Raw genomic sequence first — 26,726 nt, forward strand, 5'->3', positions numbered from 1 at the left:
AAACAAGGGAGCCAGTGTCGTTAAAAACTGACATGACTCCCACTATTGCTTATTCACTCTTCCAAGTATTCCAGAATCGTGGACCAATCCATGCATCATATTCCTGGATTTCGTCACTCATTATATCTAAAGTCGTTTCATTTGCTACTTTTATGATAGGAAGTTCTTCATATACCGTTTGGTTCATTTCAGCTAATATTTCCTGTCTTTCTTCAGAAGATGCTGCTAATCCCCATTGATCCATTAATTCTGACCAGCGTTCACTGTTGTACCAACCACTACTACCGGTATCTTGAACAAGGAATCCTAATTCATTTGGTGAAAATCTAGTAGAATATCCAATAACAACGATATCCCAATTATTAGGGTCTTGCCATCTCTCAAGATACGTTGCCCATTCATATGGATCAAGTTCAACAGTAAACCCTACTTCTTCAAGTTGTTGTTCAGCCACTTGAGAAATACGTTTATATGCTTCATGATTGTTGGAATACATGATTGTAATAGGCTCACCATTATAATTTGATTCATCCAGTAGTTCTTTTGCCTTTTCCGTATCATACGCTAAATAGGAATCTGTTCCTTCTGCTGTATATAATTCGGTTTGAGTTGGATCAAATAGCGCTCCATCCATTTCATAAAATTCTTTATTTCCATAAGTGGATTGTGCAATCTCCTCTTGATCCAGAGCATAGTGTAAAGCCTGGCGAACCTTCAAATCATCAAATGGTGCTTCTGATTTATCCGGTGTAATCATGGAATAACCATTGATATACGAAACAGGGTTTGTATTTGGTGTTGATTCAACGACTTCGTATAAATCTGCCGGAATGTTTTGAGCATAGTCGTATAGGTTTGTTTGTAAACCATTCAATTTCACTTGTGGATCCTTAACAATTAAAAAGTTAATTTGATCAAGAGCTGCTTCCTTTTTACCTGTAAGTCCGCCCCAATCCGTTTCTTCACGCTGTGAATATTCATCGAACCTAGTCAGAACAATCTCATCACCACGTTCCCATTTTTCAAATTGATATGGGCCTGTACCAATCAGCTGTTCTGGAACTAATGGTTTCTCCCCTGCTTCCTCAGCAATTTCTTTAGGAATAATGGCTAATCCAGTTTTTGGTGCAGCCATATCATCAAGAAAACCGTTATACACTTCATTTAAAGTAATTTCTACCGTTAATTCATCTACTTCCTTCACGTCTTCGATATATTCACCTGCAACTTTACCTACTGAAGATACAAGTATCCATCTTTCAAAAGATGCTACTACATCCTCTGCTTCTACAGTTGTACCATCATGAAAATTCACATCTTCTCTAATGGTTATCGTGTAAACCTTTTGATCATTTGAAATGCTATAATCCTCTGCTATCATCGGTTTTACAGCAAAATCATTATCAAGTGCTACTAATGTTTCAAAAATGTGCCAAGCAATGTCTCTTGTCGGACTTGAAGCATTTTGCATAATATCCAGCGTATCCGGTTCACTTGCATAGGCAACATCAAGTGTTCCACCAGTTTGCTGTTCTTCTGCTGCAGTATTTTCTTCCCCTGTTTCTTCACTTGAGCTGTCATTACCACAAGCCACCAAAATAAGTGTCAAAATAAATATGGTAAATAGTTGTAAAGTATGTTTTAAACGCATGATGATCTCTCCTATTAATTAGTTAACTAAATAGTGTTTTTATAAATCCCTGACAATCTATTAATTCTATTTAAAGTTGTAAGAGTTTTAAAGATGTATAAAATATATAATAAACATATTATTCCGGGTTGTCAACTGGGTTTAAACTTAGAAAATCCATGTGACATATCAGCACCCTTATTATTTCGCTTCATTCCTTTATAAATGTAAAAGGATTACAACAGGATGATGAAGTAGTATTATGATGTTATAAAGGAGGATATATATTATGGGGAATACATTCTTAGCAAAAGTTGAACCATATATTCTGAGCGACGATAAATTTTTACGTGATTTTGCGCTGTTTACACTCGATAATTCTCAATTGGGAACAGAGCAAACTTTTTTCTATGCCTTACAAGCATTGGACAAGCTCGAACCTCATCCAATGATGAATCCGATTCTACCTTATACAAAGCACATGCCTGTAACAGAAAATGTGTTAAAAGAGGTAATTCGGCGCCTAAATAAAAAAGATGATAACTATCCTTGGTATTCAACCATTATTGAACGCTGTGACACCGCTCTAATTGCAAAGTATCAACATCAACTTTCTCCATTTGTCAATAAAGAGGCGTTAGAAACAATTGTAAGCTTACGTTGGATGGATACGGAACAGTTATTCAAGGAAGTCACTGGTATCATGAATTCACTGGAGGATGGTGCGTTTAACCAGCATCTTTTCGATTTCGGCAAAAGAATTTTTAAAGAATTGATCCATCGGGGAGAATTTGACGAGGAAAATTATTGGGAGATTGAAGCAGCTATAAAGGAGGAAAGGGACGAGGAGTTCTTTTCCTTTCATGGCATTTATCATGTTTACCTTGCTGGTGAGCAAAAAGTAACTTCCCTGATTCCTCAACTTACTGCATTACTTCCACGGGAGGAAGAGGACTTTTTGTTGGAGGAGGTTTTGGATGCCTTAATTAAGATTGGTACACCTGAAGTCATTCCAGAAGTTGAGAAATATGTTACGAATGAAGATTCGTCTATTTTTGCAATTGGTGTGTTAGAAAATATTAAACATCCTGACGCTGAAGAAATGCTACTCCATCACTTTGATCAAACAACCAATATTAGCTTAAAAACACTGATTGCAGAAGCATTATGTCGCCAACTATCAACACAGGCTATTCCAAAGGTGGCAGCACTTATTGAAGAAGGCTACGATGAAACATTACTTGATTTAAAAGAACCACTATATGCGAATTGTGTCATTAATGGCGTACCTCACCCAAAACTGGAAGAATGGAAAAAAGAACTATTGGAAAAAGATGCGTATTGGCAAGAACAACGGAAAGAAAGAGCGAGACAGGACGCTAAACGCGCGAAAATTGGACGGAATGATCCTTGCCCTTGTGGTAGCGGGAAGAAATTCAAGAAGTGTTGTGGAAAGTAATGGAAATAGAACTTTTAAGGTTTTTAAGGTGCCTGTCACTTCCCGTTTTTTTGTCATTTATTGTCGAACGCTTCTCAAGTTCTAGGCATACTCTGATAAAAAGGGGCAGTCCTACACTCTACTAACACTTTAGTACAATGAGGGACTAGCCCTAATTCGATAATCCATCCCCGAATAGTTCATTGGGTCAAAATTGAACAAACAAAACACATAGCTTGAGTATTTCTTGTAAAGAATAACATTAAGGAGGGATATATTTTATGAAGAAAAAACCAACTGAAACAGAACAAGCAAATATAAAGTTAAACAAAGCTTTTTATGGAGAAAATCATGATGATGAAACAGATTTAGATTTAGATCCTTTGATAAACAATAATAATATTGCTTTAGTTCTCAATAATAGTAAGAAAAATGATAAAGATAATGAAGATATGAGTTAAATTTAAAGAAAATTCCGTGTCTAAACAATGTGTAAAATGATTACAAATCCTACCTTTTTCACCCTACTTCTCAAAAATTAAAAAACACTCACAAAGATTGGTGAGTGTTTTATCGTTTCCTGGAAAAAGAGTCAGACCCGCATTTCCATGTCATTGTGGTACGAAAAAAATTTAAAGAAGTGTTGTGAAAAGTGATTGATAGATGAACCTTTTGGTATGCCTAGCTTTTCTTTATTCTAGAAAAGCTTTTTATAATCTTATACACCACTGCTCCGCTTTAGTAGGAGGAAGTCCAAAGAAAGACATCCTCTCTACGCCCATTAATCGCTTCACCAACTACACATTCTGAACCACCATTTGCATACATTTCCGCCGTATCGATTACCTTCATGCCCAACTCGATTCCGAACTGTAAAGCTTTTATTTCTTTTTCTTTCATCCTGGGATTTTCCCCCATGTACCAAGTGCCCTGTCCTATACTGGGTAGAGTTGTTCCGTCTGGTAGAGTGACTACACGCTTTTCCATGGTATTTTTAGTTTCTCTTTGTTTCTTTTCGTTGTTTAAATCCACTGATAATCATCCTTTCTTTTTTGCACTCCTCTCCCCTAATACATATGTCTTCTATACTTTATAATTAATTCATAAAAAAATTGCACCTCTAATTGTTAGATTTTGTCTAACAAATTGGGTGCAATTTTATCATAATGGAGGATTTTCAAAATAAATAACATACAGTTATTCTTTTACTTTAAGATAATATTTTTCTCCTAAAATCTCTTTTTCTTCATATGTTCCTATTGGTAATTCCTTTTTCACAAAATCACTAATTTCCGATTCATTAAGATTATACATCACTTCTAATTCTTTAGAGAAAAGAAGTTTTTCCTTAGTAAGAAAATCCTTAAGTGAAGGGATATCTTTGGATATAAGTTCTTCCCCATTTAATGTTTGTGTTAAGGCCGAAATGTAATTAACAAGTGGTCGGCCACCTACAACACTAACTCCTTTATTTTCTTTATTTACCATAATTATCGTTGGGAAACCTCTTACCCCTAAATCTCTTGCTAAAGTAAAATCCTCCTCCAGTAATTGTCCTCCTAATGGACCTTCTGCTAAACGAATAATTTCTTCGCCATCAAGTCCCAGGTTATTGACAATCTCAATCATCATCGATTTTTCACCTATATTTTTATTAAATACGAATAGCGCTTCTCTTGCACGTCGTAAGTATTCATTTGCTAGTTCATCATTATGATTATGTTGAATTACTTTATAGACACGAGAAGGAGGAAATGACGATTGCACGGGATTGTCATGCCACAATGTACCATCAATCGGCATACGATAGTGTTCACCTACTTCCCTCCAGTGACTAGCAACATCTGCTGGCTTAAAAATCCCATTACCTGGATCAACTGGTCCTTCCCACTTTTCAAGTAAACCTCCCATCACCGTATGAAAGTTGAAATGATTACCATACTCTTCCCTGAATCGGCCTAGAACTGGCTCTAATGCCCAGAAATGCGAACAAATTGGATCTGTCACATAATATAAATCAATTGTTTTAGTAGATTGGTTCAAATCAATCTCTTTCATTTCTTCTTCTCCTGGCACACCACATACACCTGTTTCTAAATCACAAATCATATTTTTAGCCATTTCATTATCCCTTCCTAATATTACTTCATTAAAAAGATAAAATTCTTATTATCTAATAGTTTTTAATGCTTTAGACCAATCAACCACTTCATCCAATAAATTCATGACAGTTTCTTCATGGAATGGTGCTGGGTTAAACTTGCTCATGTCCTGGAAATCAGTAAAAAGGCTCAATCCCACGTGTGTTCCGACTGTCGCCACCTTAGGTACAGATAAGATTAAGCGCAAGTTGTTCGCTGCTGAAACTCCAAGTGTTGAACCGTAGCTTACAATCCCTGCAGCTTTATTATTCCACTCTTGGTATAGATAATCGATAGCATCCTTTAACCCAGAAGTAATACCTTTATTGTATTCTGCTAATACAAAAACAAATCCATCAAGTGAGTCGATTTTCTCAGACCAAATTTTTGCTTCTGGTGTTTGATAATCACGTGTCATTATTGCGGGAACAGATTCATTATATCGTGGTAAGTTGTAGTCTTTAATGTCGACTAACTCATATTCAGCATCTGTTCTTTGATTTGCGATTGATTTCACCCATTCTGCAACCTGTGTATTTACTCGTGCATCTCTTGTACTTCCTGTAATAATTCCAATTTTAACCATTGTTATTCCTCCTAATTTTTTAAATGTTTTGTGTTGTTAGAAGCATCACACTTGCTTTACAATGTTAGCTTATTACATAATAAAATAAGGAAAAACCAATAGTTCATTAGATGTGTAGTATATACAACACATTGTAAACATTGTTGGAAAACTAGGGAGGGATTATTTGATGACAGAAACGAAGACAGATCCGCGAATTCTCCGGACTCGTAAAATAATTATGGATTCTTTCATTAAGCTTTCAGGAAAAAAAGAATTCAAGGATATCACCATAAAAGATATCACGACGGAAGCCATGATTAACCGTGCAACCTTCTATTATCATTTTGAAGATATTTACGACCTATTAGAAAAGGCGTTATCAGAAGTATTGTTAATCAACTTAAATACTAATCTCTACCAAAATAGCGAATTAAATGAAGATACTATCATTCGTCTATTTCAAGCAATTACTAATTTCCAACTAACACTATCTAATCGTTGTCATAGAGGATACGAGGATACAATTGCTCGAATTATTAGGGAGCAGATTGAGGTAATCATCTTTAATTTATTAGTAAAACAATTTCCTGGTGAAGAAAAAAAAGCTCATAAAGTAACAGCTTCCATGTTAAGCTGGGGAATTTACGGAGCGTCTGTAGAATGGAGAAGAAATAATAATTCAACATCACCTGAAGAATATATTAAACTAGCCATCCCTTATATTATCTATGGGATTAATTAATAAAAATAGGTAACAGTTTTCCAAACAAAAAGAAAGAATAGCAGAAGTAAATGTAGAAAATATGGTTATATTACAGATGATGAAAAATAAGAATGATCATTTGTCTTTCATTTAGCTGTCTCAGAGGAAACAAAAAAAGATGTAGTACAAGTTATACAAAATACCCCTTGGTGGTGGGTATCCCAATGAACAAACTGGAAACATTCAGAAGGGCAAAATTCCAATATCCAAAATTGCAAAGACCATCCTGTTTTCCATGTTTCCTGAAACGACGCTATGACTTACTGCGCGAGTGGAATGGCAAACGATTACCCACAGAGGTAGAGTGGGAATACGTGACAGGAGGAGAACTTGTTCAAAAGCGTTATTCTTGTAGAGAGAATTACATCCTGAAGGCAAGCATATGTGCAGTATCTGGCAAGGTGAATTTCAAATGTAAATCACATGTAACGGGGCAGGTGGAGGGCTTTTAAATTAGCGTTAGTGATAGCGTTATTCCTCGTTCAGTAAATCAGATAACTTAAATAAAGTCTCTGAGTAATACCTTTTCCTGTTATTGCAAGATCTATATCAGATCCTTTTTTATAATTACCTATTGCACTACTTCCAAAAATAATCCCACATTCAATTTCTTCAAATTCCTCAGGGCAATATTTATATAACGTATATCACTCTCAATTAGTCCAAACATATTATCTTTCATTTAGTAATTTTTTATATAGAAAGTTCACAAATCTTTGTTTCCACCGACCATCCTTCATTTCAACCATGTTTTCACTCCTAATTATTTTGCAGTCTTTGCAACGAATGAATCTTTACTCCTATTATAATTAAACTTTCATCCTTAAGAACCAATCCATCCTTTTTTAGAATTATAATAGAAGACAAGGAGTTATACCCTGTCTTGTTTTTAGATTAGATACCGATGGATCGTTCTCTACATCATGCACACAAAGTATTAAAAGTAGTTTCGTATTGTTATCAAAACTCTCTCTAAATCATGTTCATGTAACTTTCCAATTTTAAATAGTAACTCTTTAAAATGCACAGTGTTTTGTTTTGAGCATCTAACATATAGAAGGTTTGTCTAAGCCCGCTTCTTCCCAATATTCAATAACAACATCAAATTCAATTATGCGTAAGTCTGTATGGTAGAAAAATCTTATGCATTCCTATCTTTTATAAAGACTTATACATTCTAGAGATTTTTGCTAGAGCTACTATAGACAAATCACCCCTTTTAATTAAAAATTGAAGGGTTTAATTCAATCAAAAATTTCCTTTCATTTACTACTAATTGTTCATTTTCATCTTTAGGGTTAAATAAAAACCAAAGCAAAAAGAGATGACCACCAGAAATGGTAGTCACCTCATGTTGTTTAAAAAATCTCTTTTTATTTCGATAATCCTAAAATTAACTCCTTATAGATATCGAAGAATGCAAAGTAGTAATCTTTGTAGACATATTCATCTGTTTTGTGTGCCATTTTCGTTTCACCTGGACCAAACATCATGAATGGGAAGTTGTCATCTTTACCTCGTAATAAGTTTGATGCATCCGTCACCCCTGGCGAACCTTTAACAGCAATTTCTAAATCTAAATGTTTTTTACCGAGTTCTTTAGCAAGGTCAACCATTTCAGACTTTCCTGAAGTGAAAACACTTGGTAATGACATGGTCACTTCCACATCAATATTAGAGCCTTCGTTATTGTATTTGTTAGCTGTTTTGTTGAATAAGTCAATCACTTCATCGTTATCAAATTCTGGAATAGTACGCACGTTTATTTCAGCTACTGCTTTTTCTGGAACGGAGTTTACCTGGTTCCCTGCATTAAAAATAGTTGTACTCATAACCAATTTATTTAGAACTTCATTTTTACGATCATCGCCATTCAATTTTTTGTCTACTTCTAATAGGTATTCCATCAATGGATTAATCGCGTTATAACCTTGGTCAGGCATAGAACTATGTGCTGCTTCACCAATAGAAGTAACACGCAAGTTAAGTGATCCTTTGTGAGAGTAAATAATCGTGTCATGAGAAGGTTCAGCTACCCATAGATAATCTACTTCATCCATATAGCCTTCTTCATATAATTTTTTAGAACCTGCGCCACCGACTTCTTCACCAGTAGTTGCCATAAAACGAACAGTACCATTTTTTAGTTCATTATTTTCTTTGAGTTCAATCATCACTAGAGCAAGGTTTACTAGACCTGCTTTCATGTCATTTGTTCCACGTCCGTATAATTTTCCGTCTCTTTCTGTCAATATGAACGGATCAGTTGCCCACTCGCTTTCATCACCAGGAGAAACGACATCCATATGACCGGAAACGCCAATGACTGGACTCCCGCTTCCAATTTCAGCCACTAAGTTAACACGGGTGTCTGTAACTGGAACAATTTTAGATTCAATGCCGTATTCAGCAAATAAATCTTTCAAGTAATTTGCCACTTCGATTTCGTTTTCATTAATGGATTTAATCGCAATAATGTCAGATAAAATCTTTATCTTTTCTTCTTCTGTAAAATGTTTCATACTACATACCTCCGAAATTCTTATCTGTCTATCCTCAGGTGAGAATACAACTGTATTTTACCCAAAAAGTACATTAATTAAGTTAGCCACTAAAATCGGGGTCAGTCCCCAAAGCCATTTTCTTTCCCGGTAACAATAAATTACTTATTTATTGGAATGATAAGGATCCATTCGATAACTACTGACTACATTCTAGCTGAAATGTTTTTAACCCCATCTTTTAACCATTTTGCTGTCAATGTCTCTATATCTAACATCTCTTCCGGTGTACCTTCAAATATGATATGTCCACCTTGTTTTCCTCCTCCTGTACCCAATTCTATTACCCAATCGCTCGCCGCTATAAAGTCTAGATTGTGTTCGATTATGATAACAGAATTTCCTCTGTCCACAAGTTTATGAAAGACGTCTAACAGTTTTCGATTATCTTCTGCATGTAGTCCCATGGATGGCTCGTCCAATAAGTAGATCTGTCCTTCTTTGTGTAAATGGCTTGCAAGTTTTAAACGTTGAATTTCTCCTCCGCTTAGGGAACTCGTTGTTTGTCCTAATGTTAAATACCCTAATCCTACCTCTTTTAGCGTATTCACTCTTTTTATGATCTTGGGTAGTTTAAAATAGTTGGTAGCTTCATCTATCGTTAATTCTAAAATCTCCACTATATTTTTATCCTGATATCGATAGGATAGTGCCTCGTTTGAATATCTCGTACCGCCACATGCTTCACAAGGAAGCGTCACTGGATCGGCAAATGCTACATCAGGTTTTAAGCCCCCTTTTCCTTTGCAAGTAGGACATGCTCCAATAGAATTAAAGCTAAACACCCCTGCAGGACGCGCTGTTTCTTTTGAAAATATGGAACGAATATCATCCATTATCCCCATATATGTAGCTAGTGTCGAACGGTTAGAGACTCCTATACCGCCTTGCCCTACCATGATGGTTTCCGGATACTTTTTAGTAAATGCATCAAACATTAATGAGCTTTTACCTGAACCAGATACTCCACAGATAGAGACTAGAACATTTTTAGGAATATTTACATATATATTTTTTAGGTTATGGTTACTTGCTCCTTTTATTGTAAAGTAACTTTTTATCTCTCTTGGATATTGGTTTATGTTTAACTTTTGGTTTAGGGTTGTGGCGGCATTAGAGTTTTTTAAGCCATCTAATTTGCCTTGATAGACAACTTCTCCTCCGCTTACACCTGCTCCTGGTCCCATCTCTATTATTTCATCCGCTGCTCTTATTACTGATAGATCGTGTTCGATTACGATAACGGTATTATGCTCATCTTTTATATTATTTAGCATTTGTATTAACATATCCACTTCTTCCGGATGGAGTCCTGCACTTGGTTCATCGAAAATATATGTAATATTGTTGAGACTACTCCCTAAATGACGGGCGATTTTTACCCTTTGCGCTTCCCCACCGGACAAAGTGCCCATTTTCCTTGATAGGCTCAAATATCCTAATCCCATGTCAACTAATTGTTTGATATGTGGAATTATTTGCATTGCGATAGATTTCCCCATAGAATCTTTTATTTTCTTTAACTCCTCCAGTAGTCCTGTAAGCTCCAATTGATCATATTCTGCAATATTTAAGTCATTTATTCGGCATTCCAATACCTTTGGATTCAAGCCAGAACCGTGGCAAGTTGGACATAAAGAATGCGTTGATACCGCTAAGACATCATCTTGGGATACTCCTTTTAGCTTTGAAATATCTCTGTTTATATAAAGACGCTTAAATCTAGGTAATAACCCATCCCACTCATGCTTTAGAGGTCCGTTTTTTGTGTGAAATGGCGCATAGACACGTTCTCCTTTACGAGGGCCGTATAATAGAAGATGAAGTTTTTCTTCTGAGTAGTCTTTTATCGGTTTATCTGGGTCGAATAATCCGCAAGTCATCATCCAATTCCCTTGCCAACCTGAAGGCGATAAAGGCTTAAATTTCACTGCATACTCTCGAAGTGACTTATCGTAATCAATCATCTTATTTAAATCTGGTGCAATGACTTCCCCAAAACCACTACATTCCGGACATCTTCCAAAGGAACTTTGACTCAAAAAATCACTAGCAGAACCTATGGATGGCTTTCCTATCCTTGAGAACAAAAGTCTAATTAATGGATTGATATCCATATAGGTACCTACTGTTGAACGAGAATTGCTTCCAGTTGGCCTTTGTTCCACTACTACAACGGGACTTAAGTTTTGCATTAGATCAGCGTGGGGGCGTTCGTATCTTGGCATTTGATATCTAACATAATGAGGATAATTCAAAGTCATTTGTCTTCTGCTTTCTGTTGCTAATGTATCAAAAACAACAGAACTCTTTCCAGACCCTGAAAGACCAGTAAATACGGTGATTTTTTCTTTAGATATGTTTAAATCTATATTCTTTAAATTATTTTCTTTCAGCCCTCTTAAAATAATTTCATCATTTAATCCTGACACTTTATCACCCCTTCTGCTTTTATTTTCTAAAAAAGCATTGCATCAATCAGTCGTGTGAATAAATCCTCAACATCCTTTACTTTTTCCATTTTTCTGTATCCTCAAAACACTATTAATGCAAAGAATAAACACTTGTGGAAAAAAATCAAGGGTAACCCCTTGTACAGAACATTATTATCATTGTACCTTATAATGATAAAATCCTAACATATTGCAAAATAAAAGACAGGAATTTAATTATCCTGTCTTATCTCTTTCGATCATAATATTTTACTATTTGTGTGCTAAGAGTAGATTCCGGTGGTCGGGGTCGAAATATGTTTAGAAATACTTATCTTAAAGGGTTTTATGATAGTGATGTGTAAAATTTGTGTAAAAAATTTGAACTCTATAAAAAAGGGAATAACCTAAATTATGGTGAGCCAATAAGATTATCTATATATGTATATTAAAATATAGTTACCTTAACAAGCCAACAATCTTATAGGGTACCAAAAATTCAAGATGCAGTAAGGAAAGGATTGATTATTTTGTTAATGTTGCCGGAAAAAATAGATTCACCAGGGTTTTACATGTACCAAACAACAAAGGTTAGAGTAAGTAGTTTTTTAGACGAAGGTATTGAGGTTAGTACTCGATCTTACGACAAAAGATGGGGTTTCATTCCATATTGTTATTTAAACAGGACTAATTTGTATGTTGGTAAATCTGTTTACGTGATTTACTTAGGGCAGGATGAAAATAATATTCTATTTGGAGAAGAAGGCACATTCCATGAAAAGCCAGCCCAAGACATACTAGAATATAATAAACTCTGGATACACGAACAAAAAATCCTAGAAAAATATAAGAGAAAGGTTATTTCAAACTTCAATAACATATATGTGGATGCAAATGAGAGAAGCATAGAATTATTGAAAGAACTACTAATCAATTACGAACCGATGGATGTTGCCAATGCTATATCAAAGGTAGCATGTTCATATACTGCAGATTTAGGATTCATTAATATGGTGAAAGACTCGTTAGGTTTAAAGAATTAATTTTTCATTTAAAACTACTTTATCAAATAGTGATCCTAAAACCTCCATTAACATGAATCATGGAGGTTTTAGTTATTATACTTAAAATTAAATCAATATACTTAAATTGTAATATAAGGGAAATTATATAATTGCATTTAGCACCTAGCTGATTTACATCATGCCGCCCGTGTATTAATGGGATAAATATATAGAAATATATTCTGAAAATCCTACAAAATCAACATTCTTCATTTTGTAATCATATTATAATTCGCTGTTTTTAAACATGAATATGAGCAAAACATGAGCATTTTTACCCTATAATTATAATATTCTTTTTTGAGTAAAAAGACCCCTGTGATTAGAAGGTAAACATCCAATCATTGGGGTTTTTTATAGATAATAAGACACGATTTTATGTAAATGTGTACCAGTGATAATATTCTAGTTAATGAATTACAAGTTCTTTTATATTTTAATCCCCATAATTTTAATATGTTAAAATTAGGTGGTAAGATTTACCTAAGGGGGACATAGCATGTTACAAGTTATTCTCATAATAATAGGGCTTATCATTATAGGATTGATAATAAAGTTTGATGACTTAATTAAACTCAACAAGGAATTGACTTTCATAGGTGATTACAACGACAAATATGTAAATTACCTAAATCAATATTTATATACTCAAAATAGAATAAGAGACGAGAAAGAGGCAGAATTATATACGTATCTAGTAAAAAACGCTGGAAAGTGCCAACAGCTATTAGGTTTACTGGGCTATGTTGATTATAGACCACCTTTTGCTGGTTATATGATAAAAAACTATCAAGTAATAGTTAATGTCGTCCCTTCATTACGTAACCCAAAAGGATTATCTGACGAATTTCAATGGGTCAATAATCACTTGCTAATGCAAATATCAAGACATGAAGAGGCAATAAGTGATAGAAAAAGAGAAATAGTTAATCCTTTTTCATTATTACAAGAGGGTGTAAAATTCATTGTAACATTACCTATTACTCTCTTATATTGGACTGGAATAATTAAATACACTACAATGTCTAAGCTATCTAATAACATAGCGGTTAAATTTCTAAACTTTATCGTGATTATCGTTGGGCTTGTTGGGTCTGTTTTAACTATAGTTGCTGGTTGGGATACAGTTATAAATATATACAACGAATTAAAGCAAAGGATTTAATAATTAGTATGGAGGGCTATACATGTTTGCAGTAGAAACCGACCGATATAAATTGGTATAAAGTAATAATTAAGTAAAACCTCTTTAAATAGCTATGATGAAATAAACTTTTGGCCACCTACCCCTTGGAAGTAAAAAGACTCAAAGAGGGCGAAAAGCTGTTATTTATGCTTCACCTTATAGAAAAGTCTGTGGTTTTGGTAGCTTTAAATATTATGAAAACCTTCCTATAAATGAGGCGTGGGAAAAGTTTGGAGAGTTAAATGAGCTAAATAAACTATCGGACTTGGAAGCACGTTATAATACGTATGCTAAAAAACACTCGGTAAATGGTGGTGATGAAAATGATACAAGTATTATTGGTTGTATAGTTTTAAATGAAGTTAAATTCTTTAAAGAACATGAATTTCTTTCAACAGAACAGCTAGGTATATCATTCCCTCCACAGGTCGTTAAATTAAAGTACTTTGACCATGACATTCCAGCTTTAATTAAGAATTTAGATCAAATCGTTCTCCCAGGTGAAGAGACTTCAAATAATAAAGTCCTCATAGAGGGTGGTAAGAAACGAATATTAGTCAACGCTTATGAACGTAACCCCATTGCTAGAAACAAATGTATTGAACCTATGGGTTTAGTTGTGTTGTATGTGATTTTAACTTTGAGGAACATTACGGAGATATAGGGAAAGACTTTATCCCTGTTCAATCAAATAGGTGAGGAATAAGAAGTCAACCCTATAACAGATTTACATCCTGTATGTCCTAATTGCCGTGCTATGTTACATAAAAAAACCGCTTACTCAATTGATGAATTAAAGGAGATTTTATATGGAAATTGAGTTAACTGAAATAGAAAAAGAGTTTAATAATTACGTGCAAGGGCTAGAAAATAAATTTGATGATTTATTATCAAAAAAAGCAGAGGAATATGATCAACCTTTATATTTACTAAAAGCATATTATATGTATATGTGCTTTATTGCAGATAAACCCTATTTAAACAAAAGGCACGATACTGACAAAATACTTTTTGCTAAAACGTCCACTGACATTTTTGGTATATATAATTGCTTGAAAAGTGGTTGTATTTATCAAGCACTTGTAATATTTAGAGGGCTTTTAGAAACTAATGTGACCACTCAGTTTATATATCAAGATTACGATTATAGAACACAGCTTTATTACGACCATAAATATATGGAAAAATACCAACAATATAAGAAAAAGCCCGAAACAGTAAGAAAAAGCGAAATTAAAATGATAAAGAAAAAATACCATGAAATAGTACATAAATATCAATACAATAGACAATGGTACACGAAATTATTAAGAGACATTATAAATAAGGATAATGAGTTAAAAAGAAAATACCGTAATCCTTCTATAAGGGCTATGGCAGATGCCGGGGGTATGCTTGATGCGTATGACAGTATGTATTCAATGATGTCTAAAGCTACTCATGGTTCATCAGTATTAGAACACATTTTTATTCAAGATAGTCGATTAACAACATCACCGAATTATAGTGACAGATGGTTTAACAGTACTATAGGGCTGTCTGTTCAAAATGCACATAACATTTTAAAAACAATTTTAGAACATGATAATGCAATAGAAAAAAAATATGTTGATTTCTCTAATGAATTGCTTTATTATGCCATATTCCAAGGGCGAGATTAGATAACTTAATGTTTCATAGGAGGGTTAAAGGTGTCTGAAAATATAAGTAATCGTGCTAAAACAATTTTAAACAAAGAGGAAGGTTATGACGTTGATTACAAAAGAGATTTGAAAGGGTTAAGTGTAGATGATTTAGTAGCTTTTGCTAATTCCTCTACTGGGGGTGCAATTCTCATAGGTGTAGACGAAGATAAAGATGATAAAGGTAGGCAAGTTGGGAAAGTAGTTGGTTGTAAAATTGGAGACAATGAGAAATTGGCAATAGTACAAAAAGCAAATAATTGTAGACCACCAGTTGATGTAGAAATATTTTTAGAGAATGAGGCTGAAACACCATTCTATAGAATTGAAATACCTACTGGAGAATTCAAGCCATATTCAACACATAAGGGGACATACGTAATACGTGGAGACGCTAGTAACCTCCCTCTTTCAAGAGACAAACTATTACATATGTTCTTAAACGAACAAGGGGAAACGTTTATAAATAGATTTAAACAAGCTACTGAGGATTTAGAGGAAAGCATAGATGACACTAATAGAAAGTTAGATATGTTTGACCAAACAATAGATAACTTACAATGGGAATTAAGTAGTGATATAGAAAATATTACTGATAACTTGGATAACTTAACAGATAATGTTGAACAGGAATTTTCAAGTATTGTAGAAAGTGTAAGAAATACGGAGAGTTTAGCTGATGAAAGTCTTAATTACACAATGGAAACTGTAGGTGAAATAATAGATAAAATAAAGGATTTAGACTTAGACATTAATGAAACTAAATTAGTTACAAATTCGATCTTGGAACACTTGGGAATAGAACATCCTTATACCACTAATTATAAAAGCCAAATCTCAGGTTTAGTTAAGGTTGCTTTTAGTAGTTGGAAAGATATTATTATAAGAGATAACCCTAGTGCTAATAAAGAACAAATAATAAGTGAATATAAAAAGAAAAAAATAGAGATGTTTACAGAGTTTTACGAAAAGAATGCTTATTTAAGTGAACAAATGATTTTTTGATACTGTAAACTCAGCTATTGAGGATATAGATTTTTCCGATTTAGACGAGTTAGACAATGATAGTGAATGGGTTTGTCAAATAAAGTGTGTAAGTTAAAAAACTTACTCTAAGTATTTTAAAACCCTATCTTTTAGATTCTCATGGAGAAGAAGTTGGTTCATAACCATTGACCAGTTTTGGATGTGGCCACCTCTCCACTTTGTTTCGAGTTCTCTCACACGTAAAAATAATACTTTCAAAAGAGCGTTCTCGTTGGGGAATGCTCCTTTTTTAGTTACCTTTCTAAAGCTGGAGTGGATGCTCTCAACCGCATTTGTGGTGTACATAACTTTACGGATAGCACTTCCGTAATCATAGAGTTGCTCGACATGACTAAAATTCCTCGTCCATACATCAATGGCTCCTGGATAGGCTGCCCATTGTTGCTGGAACGATTCAAATGCGCTCTGACAAGCTTTCAGACTCGGTGCCCCATATACTTTCTTTAAGGCTTTGGTGAAGGCTTTATAATCCTTACTTGGGACGTATTTGATGGAGTTACGGATTAAATGAACGATACATCTTTGGACGATGACGTCAGGAAAAATAGCACGTGCTCCTTCCTCCAAACCACTCACACCATCCATCGATATAAAGAAAATATCTTCCACACCTCTGGCCTTGATTTCATCAAAAATCTGCATCCACTTGTGCTTACTTTCCGTTTCATTTAACCATAAACCGAGGATTTCTTTATTGCCTTCTATGGTGTATCCCAAGATTGTATAGACGGCATATTTCTTTGTTTCATATTGGTTGCGAATGGTGGTATACATACAGTCCACAAATACAAATGCGTAACAGTTACTTAATGGACGAGACTGCCATTCTTCTAGCTCAGGAAGGACTTGGTCGGTAATATCTGAAACCATTTCATGGGAAACTGAAAAGCCATAAATGTCCTCAATTGTAGAAGAAATATCCCGTTGAGACATCCCGCGTGCATACATGGAGATCACTTTATTCTCAATCGCAGAGACATCCTTTTTCCTTTTTGGTATCAGTTCAGGATTATAGGAACCGTCGCGATCCCGTGGAACCTTGATATCCACTTCGCCCGAACTCGTTTTGATGGTTTTCTTCCCATAACCATTCCGTCTGTTTTTTGTCTCTTTTTCCTCTTTATCGTTCGATTCATAGCCCAAATGATGATTCATTTCACCCTTCAACATGGATTCAAACATCGGGCCAAATATATCTTTTAGTGCGTTCTGCATGTCTTCTACAGTCTCTGGTTGGTAGTTTTCTAGTATTTGGTTCGCTAATTCAGCTGATTTTTGATCTCGCTTTGTTTTAGCCAATAGAACAACCTCCCAATCGTTATATTTTTATTCTAACAATAAAAAAACTAAACTGCGAAAGAATTCTTTCATACTTTCCATTCCTTCAGCACTTAATGCCCGATGACATTCATCCACGATAAAAACGATGTGTTGTCCTAGTAATTTCTTAAAGCGTTGCATACCTTTTTTCTCTTCGACCTTTTGTGCATGACGTAAAGCTGATTCTAGCTTTTGACGAGTGGTGATAATTACTGTATTTGAATTAGCGTCAGATAGTAACGTACTACTTAGTTCTTTCGCACTGCCAGTTCCGACAATCAAGCTGTTAGAACTCGCATTACCAGAAGAAATGCCAGTATTAAATTCAGAAGCAAATTTAGTGAATTCAGAAGTCGTTTGGTTATCCAAGTCTTTACGATCAATCAGCATAATGGTACGGTCTACACCGGCTTTACGAGCTAATAACTTGGTAGAAACAAAACTTGTTAATGTTTTTCCTGAACCAGTCGCATGCCAAACAAATCCAGATTTATGTTTCATTGCAGATTTAAATAAAGCTTCTATTGCATGAACTTGGTATGGGTGTAAAACCATAAGAGTCTTGTTGTCTTGATCCTCACTAACAATCGTATAATGGGCAATTAATCGATGTGCATCTGGAATATTTAAAACCTGTTTCACAAATTCATAGAGATTTTCTACTCTTTGATTATCCGTCGTTCGCCAACTAAATAGAAATTTTCTATGCATATCTTTTGGCATCGCATTCGCAAAATAGCGCGTCGTTTGTTCATTGGAAACAACAAATAATTGTAGTGTGGAAAAAATATTCCCTCGAAACATACCTTCCTCTGCATATTTCTTAATTTGATTAAACGCTTGGAACACACCATCTTTTGCACTAGCCTGTTTTAACTCTATTTGAACAATTGGTAACCCATTGATTAATAGTGTTACGTCAAATCGACGATCCCAATAATCATCGTTTGCCTTTTGTTTCGCAATCTGATGAACGACTTCGTATGTAGAGATTCCTCCGCCTATGTCATGATTCTAATACAGTACCAACGACATCGGACCTAAAGAAACATTTTCCCGTTCAATCGTAATACGAGCAATTCCATTCTCCCCTTTGAGCCATCTTGCAGCATCAAAAGGGGTTTTTGTTTTTAATAAGAGTTCTGTTTTAATCGTGTCAAATTCTTTATCCGTAATCGGATTTTCCCCAATTTCGGATAAGTTGTTTTGTGTGATTTTTTTACGCAAGTTATTCCATAGGTCATCTTCAGATTTTAAATCGGGGCGGGCGACTCCAAAAAAGAAGTCGCTCCATTCATTTCAACACTATCTTGTATTACTCCCGAATTCTACTGATACACTTATGACACTAAGTTATGACATCTATTGACCACTCTAGAAACCACTATTTTAAAAACAGCGTCAATACCTCTGAGTTATGACACTTTCACTTTAACAAAAAAGCCGATATTTTGAGAACGGCTTTTAATTCCTTATTAAACTAAAGCACCAATTAGTTGAATAACCTTTTTTTAAATGAAACTAAAATCATATAGCCTAAAAATCCACCCAATGTATTTAATATAATATCATCTACATTAAATACCCCTAATTGAGTAGCGTATTGCATTATTTCAATAGTGCAACTTAATAGCAATATTATAACAATCGTTGAAAATAACCTCATTAGCTTAGCAGATAAGATTGGAAGGAAAATTCCCATTGGGATAAATAATAAAATATTACCAAAAATATTATTAAACCAAGTATTAAAATTATAGCTATGGAAATTAACTAGATATGTACTAATCGTAGTAAAAGGTACGATATTATGGGAAATTCCTTTGTACGTATTTCCTATATGTCTACTTAGTATAAAAGTAGTATTATCACTTACAAAGTTTGCAAATAACACAATAGAGATGTACACCAAAAATAAAAAGATAACAAACCATCTTAATTTTAAATTTCCAACTAACATCTTAGCCCCCCCTCAATAAAAGAGGATATGTCCAAGCAATGTTAATTATTACTGCATTATCCAGATGGTTAGGCATAATAAAAAGGAATTTCCAGTTTTTTCAGAAACGAGCCAGTTGGCAAAATATCGTTACCAATTAAATACCACCATTACTAACCTGTGTAACTTCTTTATAATCGAACACCGTTAAATTAAAAGTAATGCCCTGAATATTGGTAACGATAAAATGTCAAACTTAAAAGTTAAGTTAATTAAATGTTCCAAGTAATAATAAGCCAACAATAATGTTGGCTTTTGACATCCTTACTACCTAAAAATAACTATTAAAATTCCCTTTAATTATCTACTGTTTTAATAAAATAGGAATTGCTCCAAGTAGAACTGAATGGGTAGAAATTTGAATGGACTGAAGTTGCAGATATTTATGATAGGAAATTATTGATCCCCCATTTTATAAATTATCGAGATGGGAAAATGAATTTTGATATTGAGAAATAATTAGAGAAAGACGGTATTTAATATATTAATGTTATGGTGATTACACAATACTTTCATATAACAAGAACAAAATTAGCGTTTGATAAACTTAGTTTTGAAAATGTATATTTCAGCACATCGTTATCGTCAGTTTTAGCATCATAATCATAAAGGTGTAATTGTTCAAACGCTTTTTCATAATCTTCATCTATAATTGCTTGATAATAATCCTTAATAATACCTTCTGCTTCCTGTTCTTTAATTTGTTTTTCAATGTAACTACATCCTGTTAACATAATGCTCAATGTAAAGGTTAACATAATTAGAATTGATTTCTTCACAATTGTCCCCCTATATCCATTGATTCTTGCCATAAAATTGAACCGTTTTCATCAAGAGCTTCGATTCTCAATTTTTCAGGTCTATCGTTTTCAAATATACTGTACCATCCATAAATATCATCTTCTACTTTAAAAATGTTGGCTTTATGAACCTTCGCATTTTGTAATACTTGTACATTTTTAATCTCTTTATCCGTTATAATACCACCAAAATAGTTGTATTCGTTATAACCTTTATAATCCATATTAATTCCATTGGCTGGGTCTAAAGAAGGTATGGTTAGGGTAACTTCAAAATTGGGATTCACGGATGCAACAAGTAGGTAATTTTTTATCTGATTATCCACCTCACTCCCGTAAAGGATAACGTACTTTGTATCTTCAATTTTTTTATATAGAATTTCTGTTCCTGAAAAGGGTAGATAATCATTCGCTAACTCCGATTCATATATAAATTTCTCAACATGAAATAAAGATTCCTTTAAATGTTCAATTTCCATTTTTAGCTTTTCGTTTTCACTTTCTAATTCATAGTTATCTAAGTTAGTTTCATTATTATTCGTTTTGTCTGGTGAAACATTATTTTCATTAGGTTCTTTGAAATAAGTAGCCGCAACAAAGAAAACAACAATGATAATAACCAAAATCACCTTTTTATTACCTTTCACTTTTCCACCTCATTTCCTATTGCATTTCTTCTTCCACTATTCTGCCCCTTTTCTACAATAAAGGAAAAGAGCTGCGTTTGAACGGCAATTTCTTGTTAAATTTGCCCCGTTAATTGAATAATAAGTTATATACAATTAACAAAATAATAAGTCCAACTACAATAAATCCGCCAAGTGTTGGACTTCCATAAAATGTCCTATTAAAATTGTCATCAGTTTCAATCGCACTTTCATCTACATTTGAATTGTTTCTAAACAAATAATAGCCTATTATAGTCCAAACAACAGCAACTAATAAAAGAAAAAAACCTTAATATTGAATCCCCCCTTAACACTAAAAGGCATATATTCAAGCCGGAATAACATAATAAAAAATTCTTGCTATTCATAACGTAATTCAACCGTAAAAAGTTTCACTCTTTCCTTCCTGAATTTATTTAACTCATCTGCCCCATTAGTTCAATAACTCTATACAATATTACCATAATATTCAAACATATAGTTCAATTAAAAAGACGATCATTTTGGTGATCGCCTTGTTTAACAATTGTACCCGTTAATTTAATAACTCCTTCAACTCAACCACTGAATCATTCTTGTAGAAATAAGTTAGTTCGGCAGGAAAAGGTTTCTCTATATCATTAGGCAGATGTTTATACCTTACAAACATTTCATCGGTGGATACATCCGCTGTAAAATTAAAATTTTCATAATACAAATCTGCTTTAATACGGCCAATTGTTAAGTCAGGATTTTTTCCAACCAATATACCGTACAGTCCTTTATTTGTTTTAATTTTTTCATACGATACTATATTAGTCCCATGTCCGGAATGGTCAATTGTAAATTTCCCATTCCACCCTTTGATAAAATGTGCATATCCAATATTACCGTTTTTTATCTGGAATAATTATAGCCCCACAAATGATGATAAAAAATCCAACCATTACAAACCCATACACAAAGCCTTTCCCCATAGAAAATAAGTTAAAAACATATCTTTAAAAGTATAAAGAACCTTAAACATAAATTCCCCCCCTAACATTATGAAACTTTAGTCATTGAAAGAAACCGCCCATTTAACTGAATTGTCTTATTCAATGGTAACATTAATTTCCTTTTTTTATTTAAATAATTTAAAATAAATTATTATTTTCTGTTAGGTGGATATCCTTATTTAAAAAACTAAATAGGGAGTGATTATTTTGTTATTGTCGGAAGCGATAAAATCTTTTGTGGCTGATAAAAGAATTGAGGGATTTTCCCCACAAACTTTAAGAGCATATGAGCTGCAAGCAAAGTTATTAGTTAACTACTTTGGTAATACAAATATGAAGAAATTTTCAACGAAACAACTAAAGCAATATCTATCCGAATCAGGTAAAGACCTGAAACCATCTAGTTTATCCCACCGAATTAGGTTTTTACGATCCTTATTTCGATGGTCACACGAAGAAGGGATTATTGATAATAATCCTGCTAGTAAAATAAAAGAACCAAAAGTTGGGAAACGTATTCCAAAATTTTTAACAGAAAGAGAGATTGAATATTTACGGGATGCTTGTTTAAAACCATTGGAGAAAGCCTTGTTTGAATTTATGTTTTCAACGGGTTGTCGTATAGGAGAAATTGTAACATTAGACCGTAATAGCATAAATTGGGGTAGTCAATCGGCAATTGTTCGAGGGAAGGGAGATAAGGAAAGAGAGGTTTATTTCAATATCAGTTGTGATATTTGGTTGAAGAAATACTTAAACAGCAGGAATGACAATGACCCAGCTATATTTGTTACAGAACGTTCTCCACATAGGATGAGTATTGCTCAAATGAGATACATTATTAAACGTATTTCCGACCGTGCAGGGATTAATAAAACTATTCATCCTCACCAATTAAGACATAGCTATGCAACGCATCTATTAAATAATGGTGCTCCACTTGAAGTTATACAAAGCCTTTTAGGTCACGAAAAAAGTGAAACAACTCGAATCTATGCCCAATTAAGCGGAAGACTCCGCCAAGAGTTTTACAGAAAATATTTTTAGAATGAAAAGAGCAACGTCTAAAGATCAACGTTGCCCCCTTCCATTATTGCACCCTATTGTTAAATAAAAATTAGATAATAATATCGTATTCCATTCTTTTAGCCGTTGTTTTAGCTATTTCGGAACCTAATAAACGTTTGACGATATGAAAAGACATATTAATGCCTGCTGAAATGCCACCCGATGTAACTATGTTTCCTTCATCAACAAATTTAACTTCCCGTTGTACTTTAACCTCTGGAAATTCTGTTTCCAATCTTTCAAGACTTGCCCAATGAGTCGTTGCCATTTTACCTTTAAGTAATCCCGCCTTTGCTAATAGTAAAGCACCAGTACATACAGATGTCATAAGTTGGACATTTCTCATTTCATTTCTTATCCAGGTTATTACATTATTGTTATGTATTTCTCGTTCCCTCGCACCTAATCCACCAGGAATAATTAAAATATCAAATCGTGGCATATTGTCTAGGCTATAATCAGGTTGTACTCTTAACCCATTACGAGCAACTATTGGATTACCTTTTTCTGATATAGTTTTAACAATAAATGGCTTGTTGCCATTTTCTAATGCGGTGACTGAAAAAACTTCAAATGGACCAGCAAAGTCTAAAACTTCGACATCATAAAATAGAAAAATTCCTACTTTCCATTGGTCAATATTCATTTGAATTCCCCTTTAAATCCTTCTTGAGCTAAACTGCCCCTACAGTGCAATAAGAAAAAAACAATATTTAACTCTTCTCAAATGAACGAACTGATAATATACCAGAAACAACGGTTAAAATAGCTTTGATATCTGGATATATAAATGGAATATATCGATAAGGAAATCATAGTCCAAACCACAAAACCCACCTTAATATCACTTAAAGTGCCCATTTAATAAGTAAACCTGCGTGGGCTAAGCCACCGCCAAATCCATATAATAAAACTTTTTCACCTTTTTTTAGCTTTTTTTCGGAAAGTCCTTTATCTAATGACAATGGAATTGTCGCAGACGAGGTATTTCCATAATCCACAAGGCTATATAGTGTTTTTTCGATAGGAAATTCACTTTTTTCACATATAGACTCAATCATCCTCATATTGGCACTATGAGGGACAAACCAATCAATATCATTTAATGAAATCGAAGCATTTGCCATTACACTTTTCATCCCTTTTGGAACAGTTGAAACAGCCCATTTATAAACCTCACGCCCATTTTGAACAATTTTACCACTACCGACTAACTTCTCTTCAAACATATGATTTGAAAGATTTGAACAGTATAAATTTTTTCCTTTTTCTCCTTCCGAACCTATATATGAAGAATAAAAACTTGGGTTTTCATCATCAAATTCTACAAGAACAGCGCCTCCTCCATCACCAAACAATATGCAAGTCGTTCTGTCCTCATAATCCGTAATTTTAGATAGTGTTTCTGCTCCAATAACTAAAATTTTCTTATTTAAACCAGAAGTTATCAGTCCATTGGCAATATGCAAGCCATAAGTGAAACCAGCACAAGCTGCATTTAAATCAATTGCACCAGAATTCCTTATACCTAACTTTGCTTGAACAATAGAAGCTACACTTGGAGTTTTAAAATCAGGAGTCAATGTGCAAACAATAATCATATCAACATCTTCAACAGTTTTATCAAAACGCTCCATTAAATTTCTTACAGCCTTATAACTGATATCACTTGTAAACTCATCTTCATTTGCTATCCTTCTTTCTTTAATACCAGTACGTTGAACAATCCATTCGTCATTCGTTTCAACCATTTTTTCTAACTGCAAATTTGTTAGTCTTTTTTTGGGAACATAAGAGCCTATTGCCGTAATTCGTGCTTTTGAGTTAGACATAAACAATCACCTCATATTAATTAAATTATTCTATTTTATATTTTATCACTTACTATTATAACCTAGTACTAATTTCAAAGCAAAAAAATTTAAAATAATTCGATTTTTTTAATTAAGTATGTTTTTACATCAGGATAGTCTTTAATTGCAAGAAGTGTTTTTATTCTTATTAAACAAACTGCCCCATTAGTTCAATAACTCTATAGTTAATATTACCACAAGAACAGGGAGTTCGATTAAAAAGACGATCATTTTGGTGATCGCCTTGTTTAACTCTTGCACCCTTTAGTTTAATAAGGACTCTGAACATAACCTTTGATTATAAAGGGGGAATACATCATAAACACAGCGTAAGGAAATATACAAATTGGGGTATCCTACTAATCATAGCCGTAAACAGCAAAAATAGGGAAAAGGATGTGTTTAATATGACAAATGATATTGTTATTGAGGAATTGAACACTTTACTGAGAGGAACTTATATGGGAGTACGTGGATTTGAGCATTATATATCAGAGCTAGATAATACTGAGTTGAGGGAGAACTTTCAAACTATTCAACAGGAGTTAAAGCAGAATGCCTCCAAAATAGCTGAGCGTATTCAGAACCTCGAAGGAACCCCAGTCGATAGCGAAGGGATTTCAGGTTCAATGCAGAGCTATATGCATAAAGTGATGCTGCCTCATGACACAATGAAAATCATAGAGGATGCGTTAGAAGGATTAGATAAATATGGAGTACAATATTCAGAGGAAATTGTTAAAGGAGATTTAGACGCAACAAGCCAACAAATTGTTGAAGAAGTTCTTAACACGAACCGAAGAAATGCTGAAAAGTTAAGGCAATTACTCCATTAAACTTGAATAGACCATCAAAGCATTTTGATGGTCCCTCCTTGTACCTTCCTCTTCTTCATCTCTAAATTTAGTAATCCTGTCAGAAAAAAGTAGCGATTAACTTCTTCAAATTCTGTTCATTTATTAGTAATTCAACTAAACTGCCCGTTAGTTTAAGTGTATCACTTCACATTACACATTCAAATTACATTCGAACTACTAGTGGCACAACTCTTAAGTTATGACACTGAATAAAATAAATAGTCTAAAAAGTTGCAGGTCTCTCATATACACTTGTCCATTAGTGGTATCTGACAATCTTTCCCACAATATTAATCACAAACATTATAATTAGCATAGCATTTGCAATCAGACGCGTTAGTGAAAAAGGTATATAACATATTTAATATGAAAATATGTTATATACCTTTGTTTGGAGTATTATTTTATGGTTTAGAAAAGCATAACGTTTGTACAGGGTCGTTATGAAAAGCTATCTATCAAAAGTTGAGAGATAAATATGCATGCCTACTCGTAGTTAATGAGTTTAAGTATAATTTTATTAGAACATCAAGTTGAAATATCTATCTTTAGCGAAGAAGATATAGAACTGTAAGATTTTACACTCCCTCCAAATATTTAATTTAGCAAGTTATTATGTTTTATAAAATCCCTCAATTTCTTAGTGACAGTATTTCTTTCATTCTCGATACA

24 protein-coding genes and 3 pseudogenes are annotated in these 26,726 nt (G+C 33.8%); 11 read left to right on the forward strand and 16 right to left on the reverse strand.

What is annotated here, in order from left to right:
• Positions 1 to 49 precede the first annotated feature (49 nt).
• The gene (locus GMJ66_RS06260; RefSeq protein WP_156289480.1) at positions 50 to 1,651 is read right to left on the reverse strand and encodes an ABC transporter substrate-binding protein; all 1,602 of its coding nucleotides are present in this window, start codon (positions 1,649 to 1,651) and stop codon (positions 50 to 52) included.
• 268 nt (positions 1,652 to 1,919) lie between these two features.
• Here GMJ66_RS06260 and GMJ66_RS20880 point away from each other — a divergent pair, with 268 nt between their 5' ends.
• Both GMJ66_RS20880 and GMJ66_RS06270 read left to right on the forward strand, forming a co-directional pair.
• Positions 1,920 to 3,089 carry an SEC-C metal-binding domain-containing protein gene (locus GMJ66_RS20880; protein ID WP_269321863.1) on the forward strand — a complete coding sequence of 390 codons (1,170 nt, stop codon included), beginning with the start codon at positions 1,920 to 1,922 and terminating at the stop codon, positions 3,087 to 3,089.
• A gap of 260 nt (positions 3,090 to 3,349) precedes the next feature.
• Complete coding sequence (locus tag GMJ66_RS06270; protein WP_156289481.1) at positions 3,350 to 3,529, forward strand: hypothetical protein; 180 nt, start codon at positions 3,350 to 3,352, stop codon at positions 3,527 to 3,529.
• 280 nt (positions 3,530 to 3,809) lie between these two features.
• Here the strand turns inward: GMJ66_RS06270 and GMJ66_RS06275 are convergent.
• From GMJ66_RS06275 to GMJ66_RS06285, 3 genes and pseudogenes are all read right to left on the reverse strand, one after another.
• A pseudogene (locus GMJ66_RS06275) lies at positions 3,810 to 4,055 on the reverse strand (aldo/keto reductase); the annotation flags it as partial.
• 210 nt (positions 4,056 to 4,265) lie between these two features.
• The gene (locus tag GMJ66_RS06280; RefSeq protein ID WP_231514836.1) at positions 4,266 to 5,189 is read right to left on the reverse strand and encodes a DsbA family protein; all 924 of its coding nucleotides are present in this window, start codon (positions 5,187 to 5,189) and stop codon (positions 4,266 to 4,268) included.
• Positions 5,190 to 5,237: 48 nt separating this feature from the next.
• Positions 5,238 to 5,795 (reverse strand): NADPH-dependent FMN reductase, encoded by a 558-nt coding sequence (locus GMJ66_RS06285; protein ID WP_156289482.1) that lies wholly within the window; start codon positions 5,793 to 5,795, stop codon positions 5,238 to 5,240.
• 169 nt (positions 5,796 to 5,964) lie between these two features.
• Between GMJ66_RS06285 and GMJ66_RS06290 the strand changes: the two genes are divergently transcribed.
• Together GMJ66_RS06290 and GMJ66_RS06295 are read left to right on the forward strand one after the other, a co-directional pair.
• Positions 5,965 to 6,519 carry a TetR/AcrR family transcriptional regulator gene (locus tag GMJ66_RS06290; protein WP_156289483.1) on the forward strand — a complete coding sequence of 185 codons (555 nt, stop codon included), beginning with the start codon at positions 5,965 to 5,967 and terminating at the stop codon, positions 6,517 to 6,519.
• Positions 6,520 to 6,704: 185 nt separating this feature from the next.
• The gene (locus GMJ66_RS06295) at positions 6,705 to 6,992 is read left to right on the forward strand and encodes a hypothetical protein (protein WP_156289484.1); all 288 of its coding nucleotides are present in this window, start codon (positions 6,705 to 6,707) and stop codon (positions 6,990 to 6,992) included.
• Between the two features lie 30 nt (positions 6,993 to 7,022).
• Here GMJ66_RS06295 and GMJ66_RS21165 read toward each other — a convergent pair.
• The 3 genes and pseudogenes from GMJ66_RS21165 to GMJ66_RS06310 all read right to left on the reverse strand — a co-directional run.
• Positions 7,023 to 7,151 (reverse strand): annotated as a pseudogene (locus GMJ66_RS21165) (nucleotidyltransferase domain-containing protein); the annotation flags it as partial.
• Positions 7,152 to 7,913: 762 nt separating this feature from the next.
• On the reverse strand, positions 7,914 to 9,062 hold the full coding sequence (locus GMJ66_RS06305; RefSeq protein ID WP_156289485.1) for an ArgE/DapE family deacylase: 1,149 nt from the start codon (positions 9,060 to 9,062) through the stop codon (positions 7,914 to 7,916).
• Between the two features lie 185 nt (positions 9,063 to 9,247).
• Positions 9,248 to 11,533, reverse strand: a complete 2,286-nt coding sequence (locus tag GMJ66_RS06310) for an ATP-binding cassette domain-containing protein (RefSeq protein ID WP_156289486.1) — start codon at positions 11,531 to 11,533, stop codon at positions 9,248 to 9,250.
• Positions 11,534 to 12,063: 530 nt separating this feature from the next.
• On the opposite strand from GMJ66_RS06310, the gene GMJ66_RS06315 reads away from it, so the two are divergent.
• The 5 genes from GMJ66_RS06315 (at position 12,064) to GMJ66_RS06335 (ending at position 16,470) form a co-directional block, all read left to right on the forward strand.
• The gene (locus GMJ66_RS06315) at positions 12,064 to 12,576 is read left to right on the forward strand and encodes a hypothetical protein (protein WP_156289487.1); all 513 of its coding nucleotides are present in this window, start codon (positions 12,064 to 12,066) and stop codon (positions 12,574 to 12,576) included.
• Between the two features lie 520 nt (positions 12,577 to 13,096).
• Positions 13,097 to 13,762, forward strand: coding sequence for a hypothetical protein (locus GMJ66_RS06320; protein ID WP_156289488.1), 666 nt, complete (start codon positions 13,097 to 13,099; stop codon positions 13,760 to 13,762).
• A 286-nt stretch (positions 13,763 to 14,048) separates the two neighbouring features.
• Positions 14,049 to 14,447 (forward strand): hypothetical protein, encoded by a 399-nt coding sequence (locus GMJ66_RS20600; protein WP_231514837.1) that lies wholly within the window; start codon positions 14,049 to 14,051, stop codon positions 14,445 to 14,447.
• Between the two features lie 145 nt (positions 14,448 to 14,592).
• Entirely contained in the window at positions 14,593 to 15,444 is an 852-nt protein-coding gene (locus GMJ66_RS06330) for a DUF5677 domain-containing protein (RefSeq protein WP_156289489.1), read from the forward strand.
• A gap of 30 nt (positions 15,445 to 15,474) precedes the next feature.
• A complete protein-coding gene (locus GMJ66_RS06335) occupies positions 15,475 to 16,470 on the forward strand; it encodes an AlbA family DNA-binding domain-containing protein (RefSeq protein ID WP_197046621.1) in 996 nt (331 codons plus the stop codon).
• Positions 16,471 to 16,572: 102 nt separating this feature from the next.
• Here the strand turns inward: GMJ66_RS06335 and GMJ66_RS06340 are convergent, their stop codons facing one another.
• From GMJ66_RS06340 to GMJ66_RS06370, 7 genes and pseudogenes are all read right to left on the reverse strand, one after another.
• A complete protein-coding gene (locus tag GMJ66_RS06340; RefSeq protein WP_231514838.1) occupies positions 16,573 to 17,811 on the reverse strand; it encodes an IS256 family transposase in 1,239 nt (412 codons plus the stop codon).
• A 51-nt stretch (positions 17,812 to 17,862) separates the two neighbouring features.
• Positions 17,863 to 19,101: pseudogene (locus tag GMJ66_RS06345) on the reverse strand (DEAD/DEAH box helicase family protein); the annotation flags it as partial.
• A 223-nt stretch (positions 19,102 to 19,324) separates the two neighbouring features.
• Positions 19,325 to 19,792, reverse strand: coding sequence for a VanZ family protein (locus GMJ66_RS06350; protein WP_156289491.1), 468 nt, complete (start codon positions 19,790 to 19,792; stop codon positions 19,325 to 19,327).
• A gap of 551 nt (positions 19,793 to 20,343) precedes the next feature.
• A complete protein-coding gene (locus GMJ66_RS06355; RefSeq protein ID WP_156289492.1) occupies positions 20,344 to 20,610 on the reverse strand; it encodes an outer membrane protein assembly factor BamD in 267 nt (88 codons plus the stop codon).
• Positions 20,607 to 21,278 carry a hypothetical protein gene (locus tag GMJ66_RS06360; protein ID WP_156289493.1) on the reverse strand — a complete coding sequence of 224 codons (672 nt, stop codon included), beginning with the start codon at positions 21,276 to 21,278 and terminating at the stop codon, positions 20,607 to 20,609. The genes GMJ66_RS06355 and GMJ66_RS06360 overlap by 4 nt, the downstream gene beginning before the upstream one ends.
• Before the next feature lie 109 nt (positions 21,279 to 21,387).
• The gene (locus tag GMJ66_RS06365) at positions 21,388 to 21,537 is read right to left on the reverse strand and encodes a hypothetical protein (RefSeq protein ID WP_156289494.1); all 150 of its coding nucleotides are present in this window, start codon (positions 21,535 to 21,537) and stop codon (positions 21,388 to 21,390) included.
• Positions 21,538 to 21,834: 297 nt separating this feature from the next.
• Positions 21,835 to 22,044 (reverse strand): hypothetical protein, encoded by a 210-nt coding sequence (locus tag GMJ66_RS06370; protein ID WP_156289495.1) that lies wholly within the window; start codon positions 22,042 to 22,044, stop codon positions 21,835 to 21,837.
• Between the two features lie 439 nt (positions 22,045 to 22,483).
• Here GMJ66_RS06370 and GMJ66_RS06375 point away from each other — a divergent pair, with 439 nt between their 5' ends.
• A complete protein-coding gene (locus GMJ66_RS06375; RefSeq protein WP_156289496.1) occupies positions 22,484 to 23,323 on the forward strand; it encodes a tyrosine-type recombinase/integrase in 840 nt (279 codons plus the stop codon).
• A 70-nt stretch (positions 23,324 to 23,393) separates the two neighbouring features.
• Here GMJ66_RS06375 and GMJ66_RS06380 read toward each other — a convergent pair whose 3' ends face one another.
• Together GMJ66_RS06380 and GMJ66_RS06385 are read right to left on the reverse strand one after the other, a co-directional pair.
• On the reverse strand, positions 23,394 to 23,990 hold the full coding sequence (locus GMJ66_RS06380) for a DJ-1/PfpI family protein (RefSeq protein ID WP_156289497.1): 597 nt from the start codon (positions 23,988 to 23,990) through the stop codon (positions 23,394 to 23,396).
• Positions 23,991 to 24,192: 202 nt separating this feature from the next.
• Complete coding sequence (locus GMJ66_RS06385; RefSeq protein WP_156289498.1) at positions 24,193 to 25,176, reverse strand: ketoacyl-ACP synthase III; 984 nt, start codon at positions 25,174 to 25,176, stop codon at positions 24,193 to 24,195.
• Between the two features lie 428 nt (positions 25,177 to 25,604).
• Here GMJ66_RS06385 and GMJ66_RS06390 point away from each other — a divergent pair, with 428 nt between their 5' ends.
• Entirely contained in the window at positions 25,605 to 26,033 is a 429-nt protein-coding gene (locus GMJ66_RS06390; protein ID WP_156289499.1) for a DUF2383 domain-containing protein, read from the forward strand.
• The last annotated feature ends 693 nt before the right edge of the window (positions 26,034 to 26,726 follow it).

It is taken from the genome of Oceanobacillus salinisoli (assembly GCF_009733865.1).
Classification (GTDB): domain Bacteria; phylum Bacillota; class Bacilli; order Bacillales; family Amphibacillaceae; genus Oceanobacillus; species Oceanobacillus salinisoli.

Coding starts and splice junctions, on each gene's coding strand:
- GMJ66_RS06295 (WP_156289484.1), top strand. CDS start 6,705: ATGAACAAACTGGAAACATTCAGAAGGGCAAAATTCCAATATCCAAAA.
- GMJ66_RS06280 (WP_231514836.1), bottom strand. CDS start 5,189: ATGGCTAAAAATATGATTTGTGATTTAGAAACAGGTGTATGTGGTGTG.
- GMJ66_RS06290 (WP_156289483.1), top strand. CDS start 5,965: ATGACAGAAACGAAGACAGATCCGCGAATTCTCCGGACTCGTAAAATA.
- GMJ66_RS06305 (WP_156289485.1), bottom strand. CDS start 9,062: ATGAAACATTTTACAGAAGAAGAAAAGATAAAGATTTTATCTGACATT.
- GMJ66_RS06380 (WP_156289497.1), bottom strand. CDS start 23,990: ATGAATATTGACCAATGGAAAGTAGGAATTTTTCTATTTTATGATGTC.
- GMJ66_RS06385 (WP_156289498.1), bottom strand. CDS start 25,176: ATGTCTAACTCAAAAGCACGAATTACGGCAATAGGCTCTTATGTTCCC.
- GMJ66_RS06330 (WP_156289489.1), top strand. CDS start 14,593: ATGGAAATTGAGTTAACTGAAATAGAAAAAGAGTTTAATAATTACGTG.
- GMJ66_RS06285 (WP_156289482.1), bottom strand. CDS start 5,795: ATGGTTAAAATTGGAATTATTACAGGAAGTACAAGAGATGCACGAGTA.
- GMJ66_RS20880 (WP_269321863.1), top strand. CDS start 1,920: ATGGGGAATACATTCTTAGCAAAAGTTGAACCATATATTCTGAGCGAC.
- GMJ66_RS06270 (WP_156289481.1), top strand. CDS start 3,350: ATGAAGAAAAAACCAACTGAAACAGAACAAGCAAATATAAAGTTAAAC.
- GMJ66_RS06390 (WP_156289499.1), top strand. CDS start 25,605: ATGACAAATGATATTGTTATTGAGGAATTGAACACTTTACTGAGAGGA.
- GMJ66_RS06260 (WP_156289480.1), bottom strand. CDS start 1,651: ATGCGTTTAAAACATACTTTACAACTATTTACCATATTTATTTTGACA.
- GMJ66_RS06320 (WP_156289488.1), top strand. CDS start 13,097: ATGTTACAAGTTATTCTCATAATAATAGGGCTTATCATTATAGGATTG.
- GMJ66_RS06350 (WP_156289491.1), bottom strand. CDS start 19,792: ATGTTAGTTGGAAATTTAAAATTAAGATGGTTTGTTATCTTTTTATTT.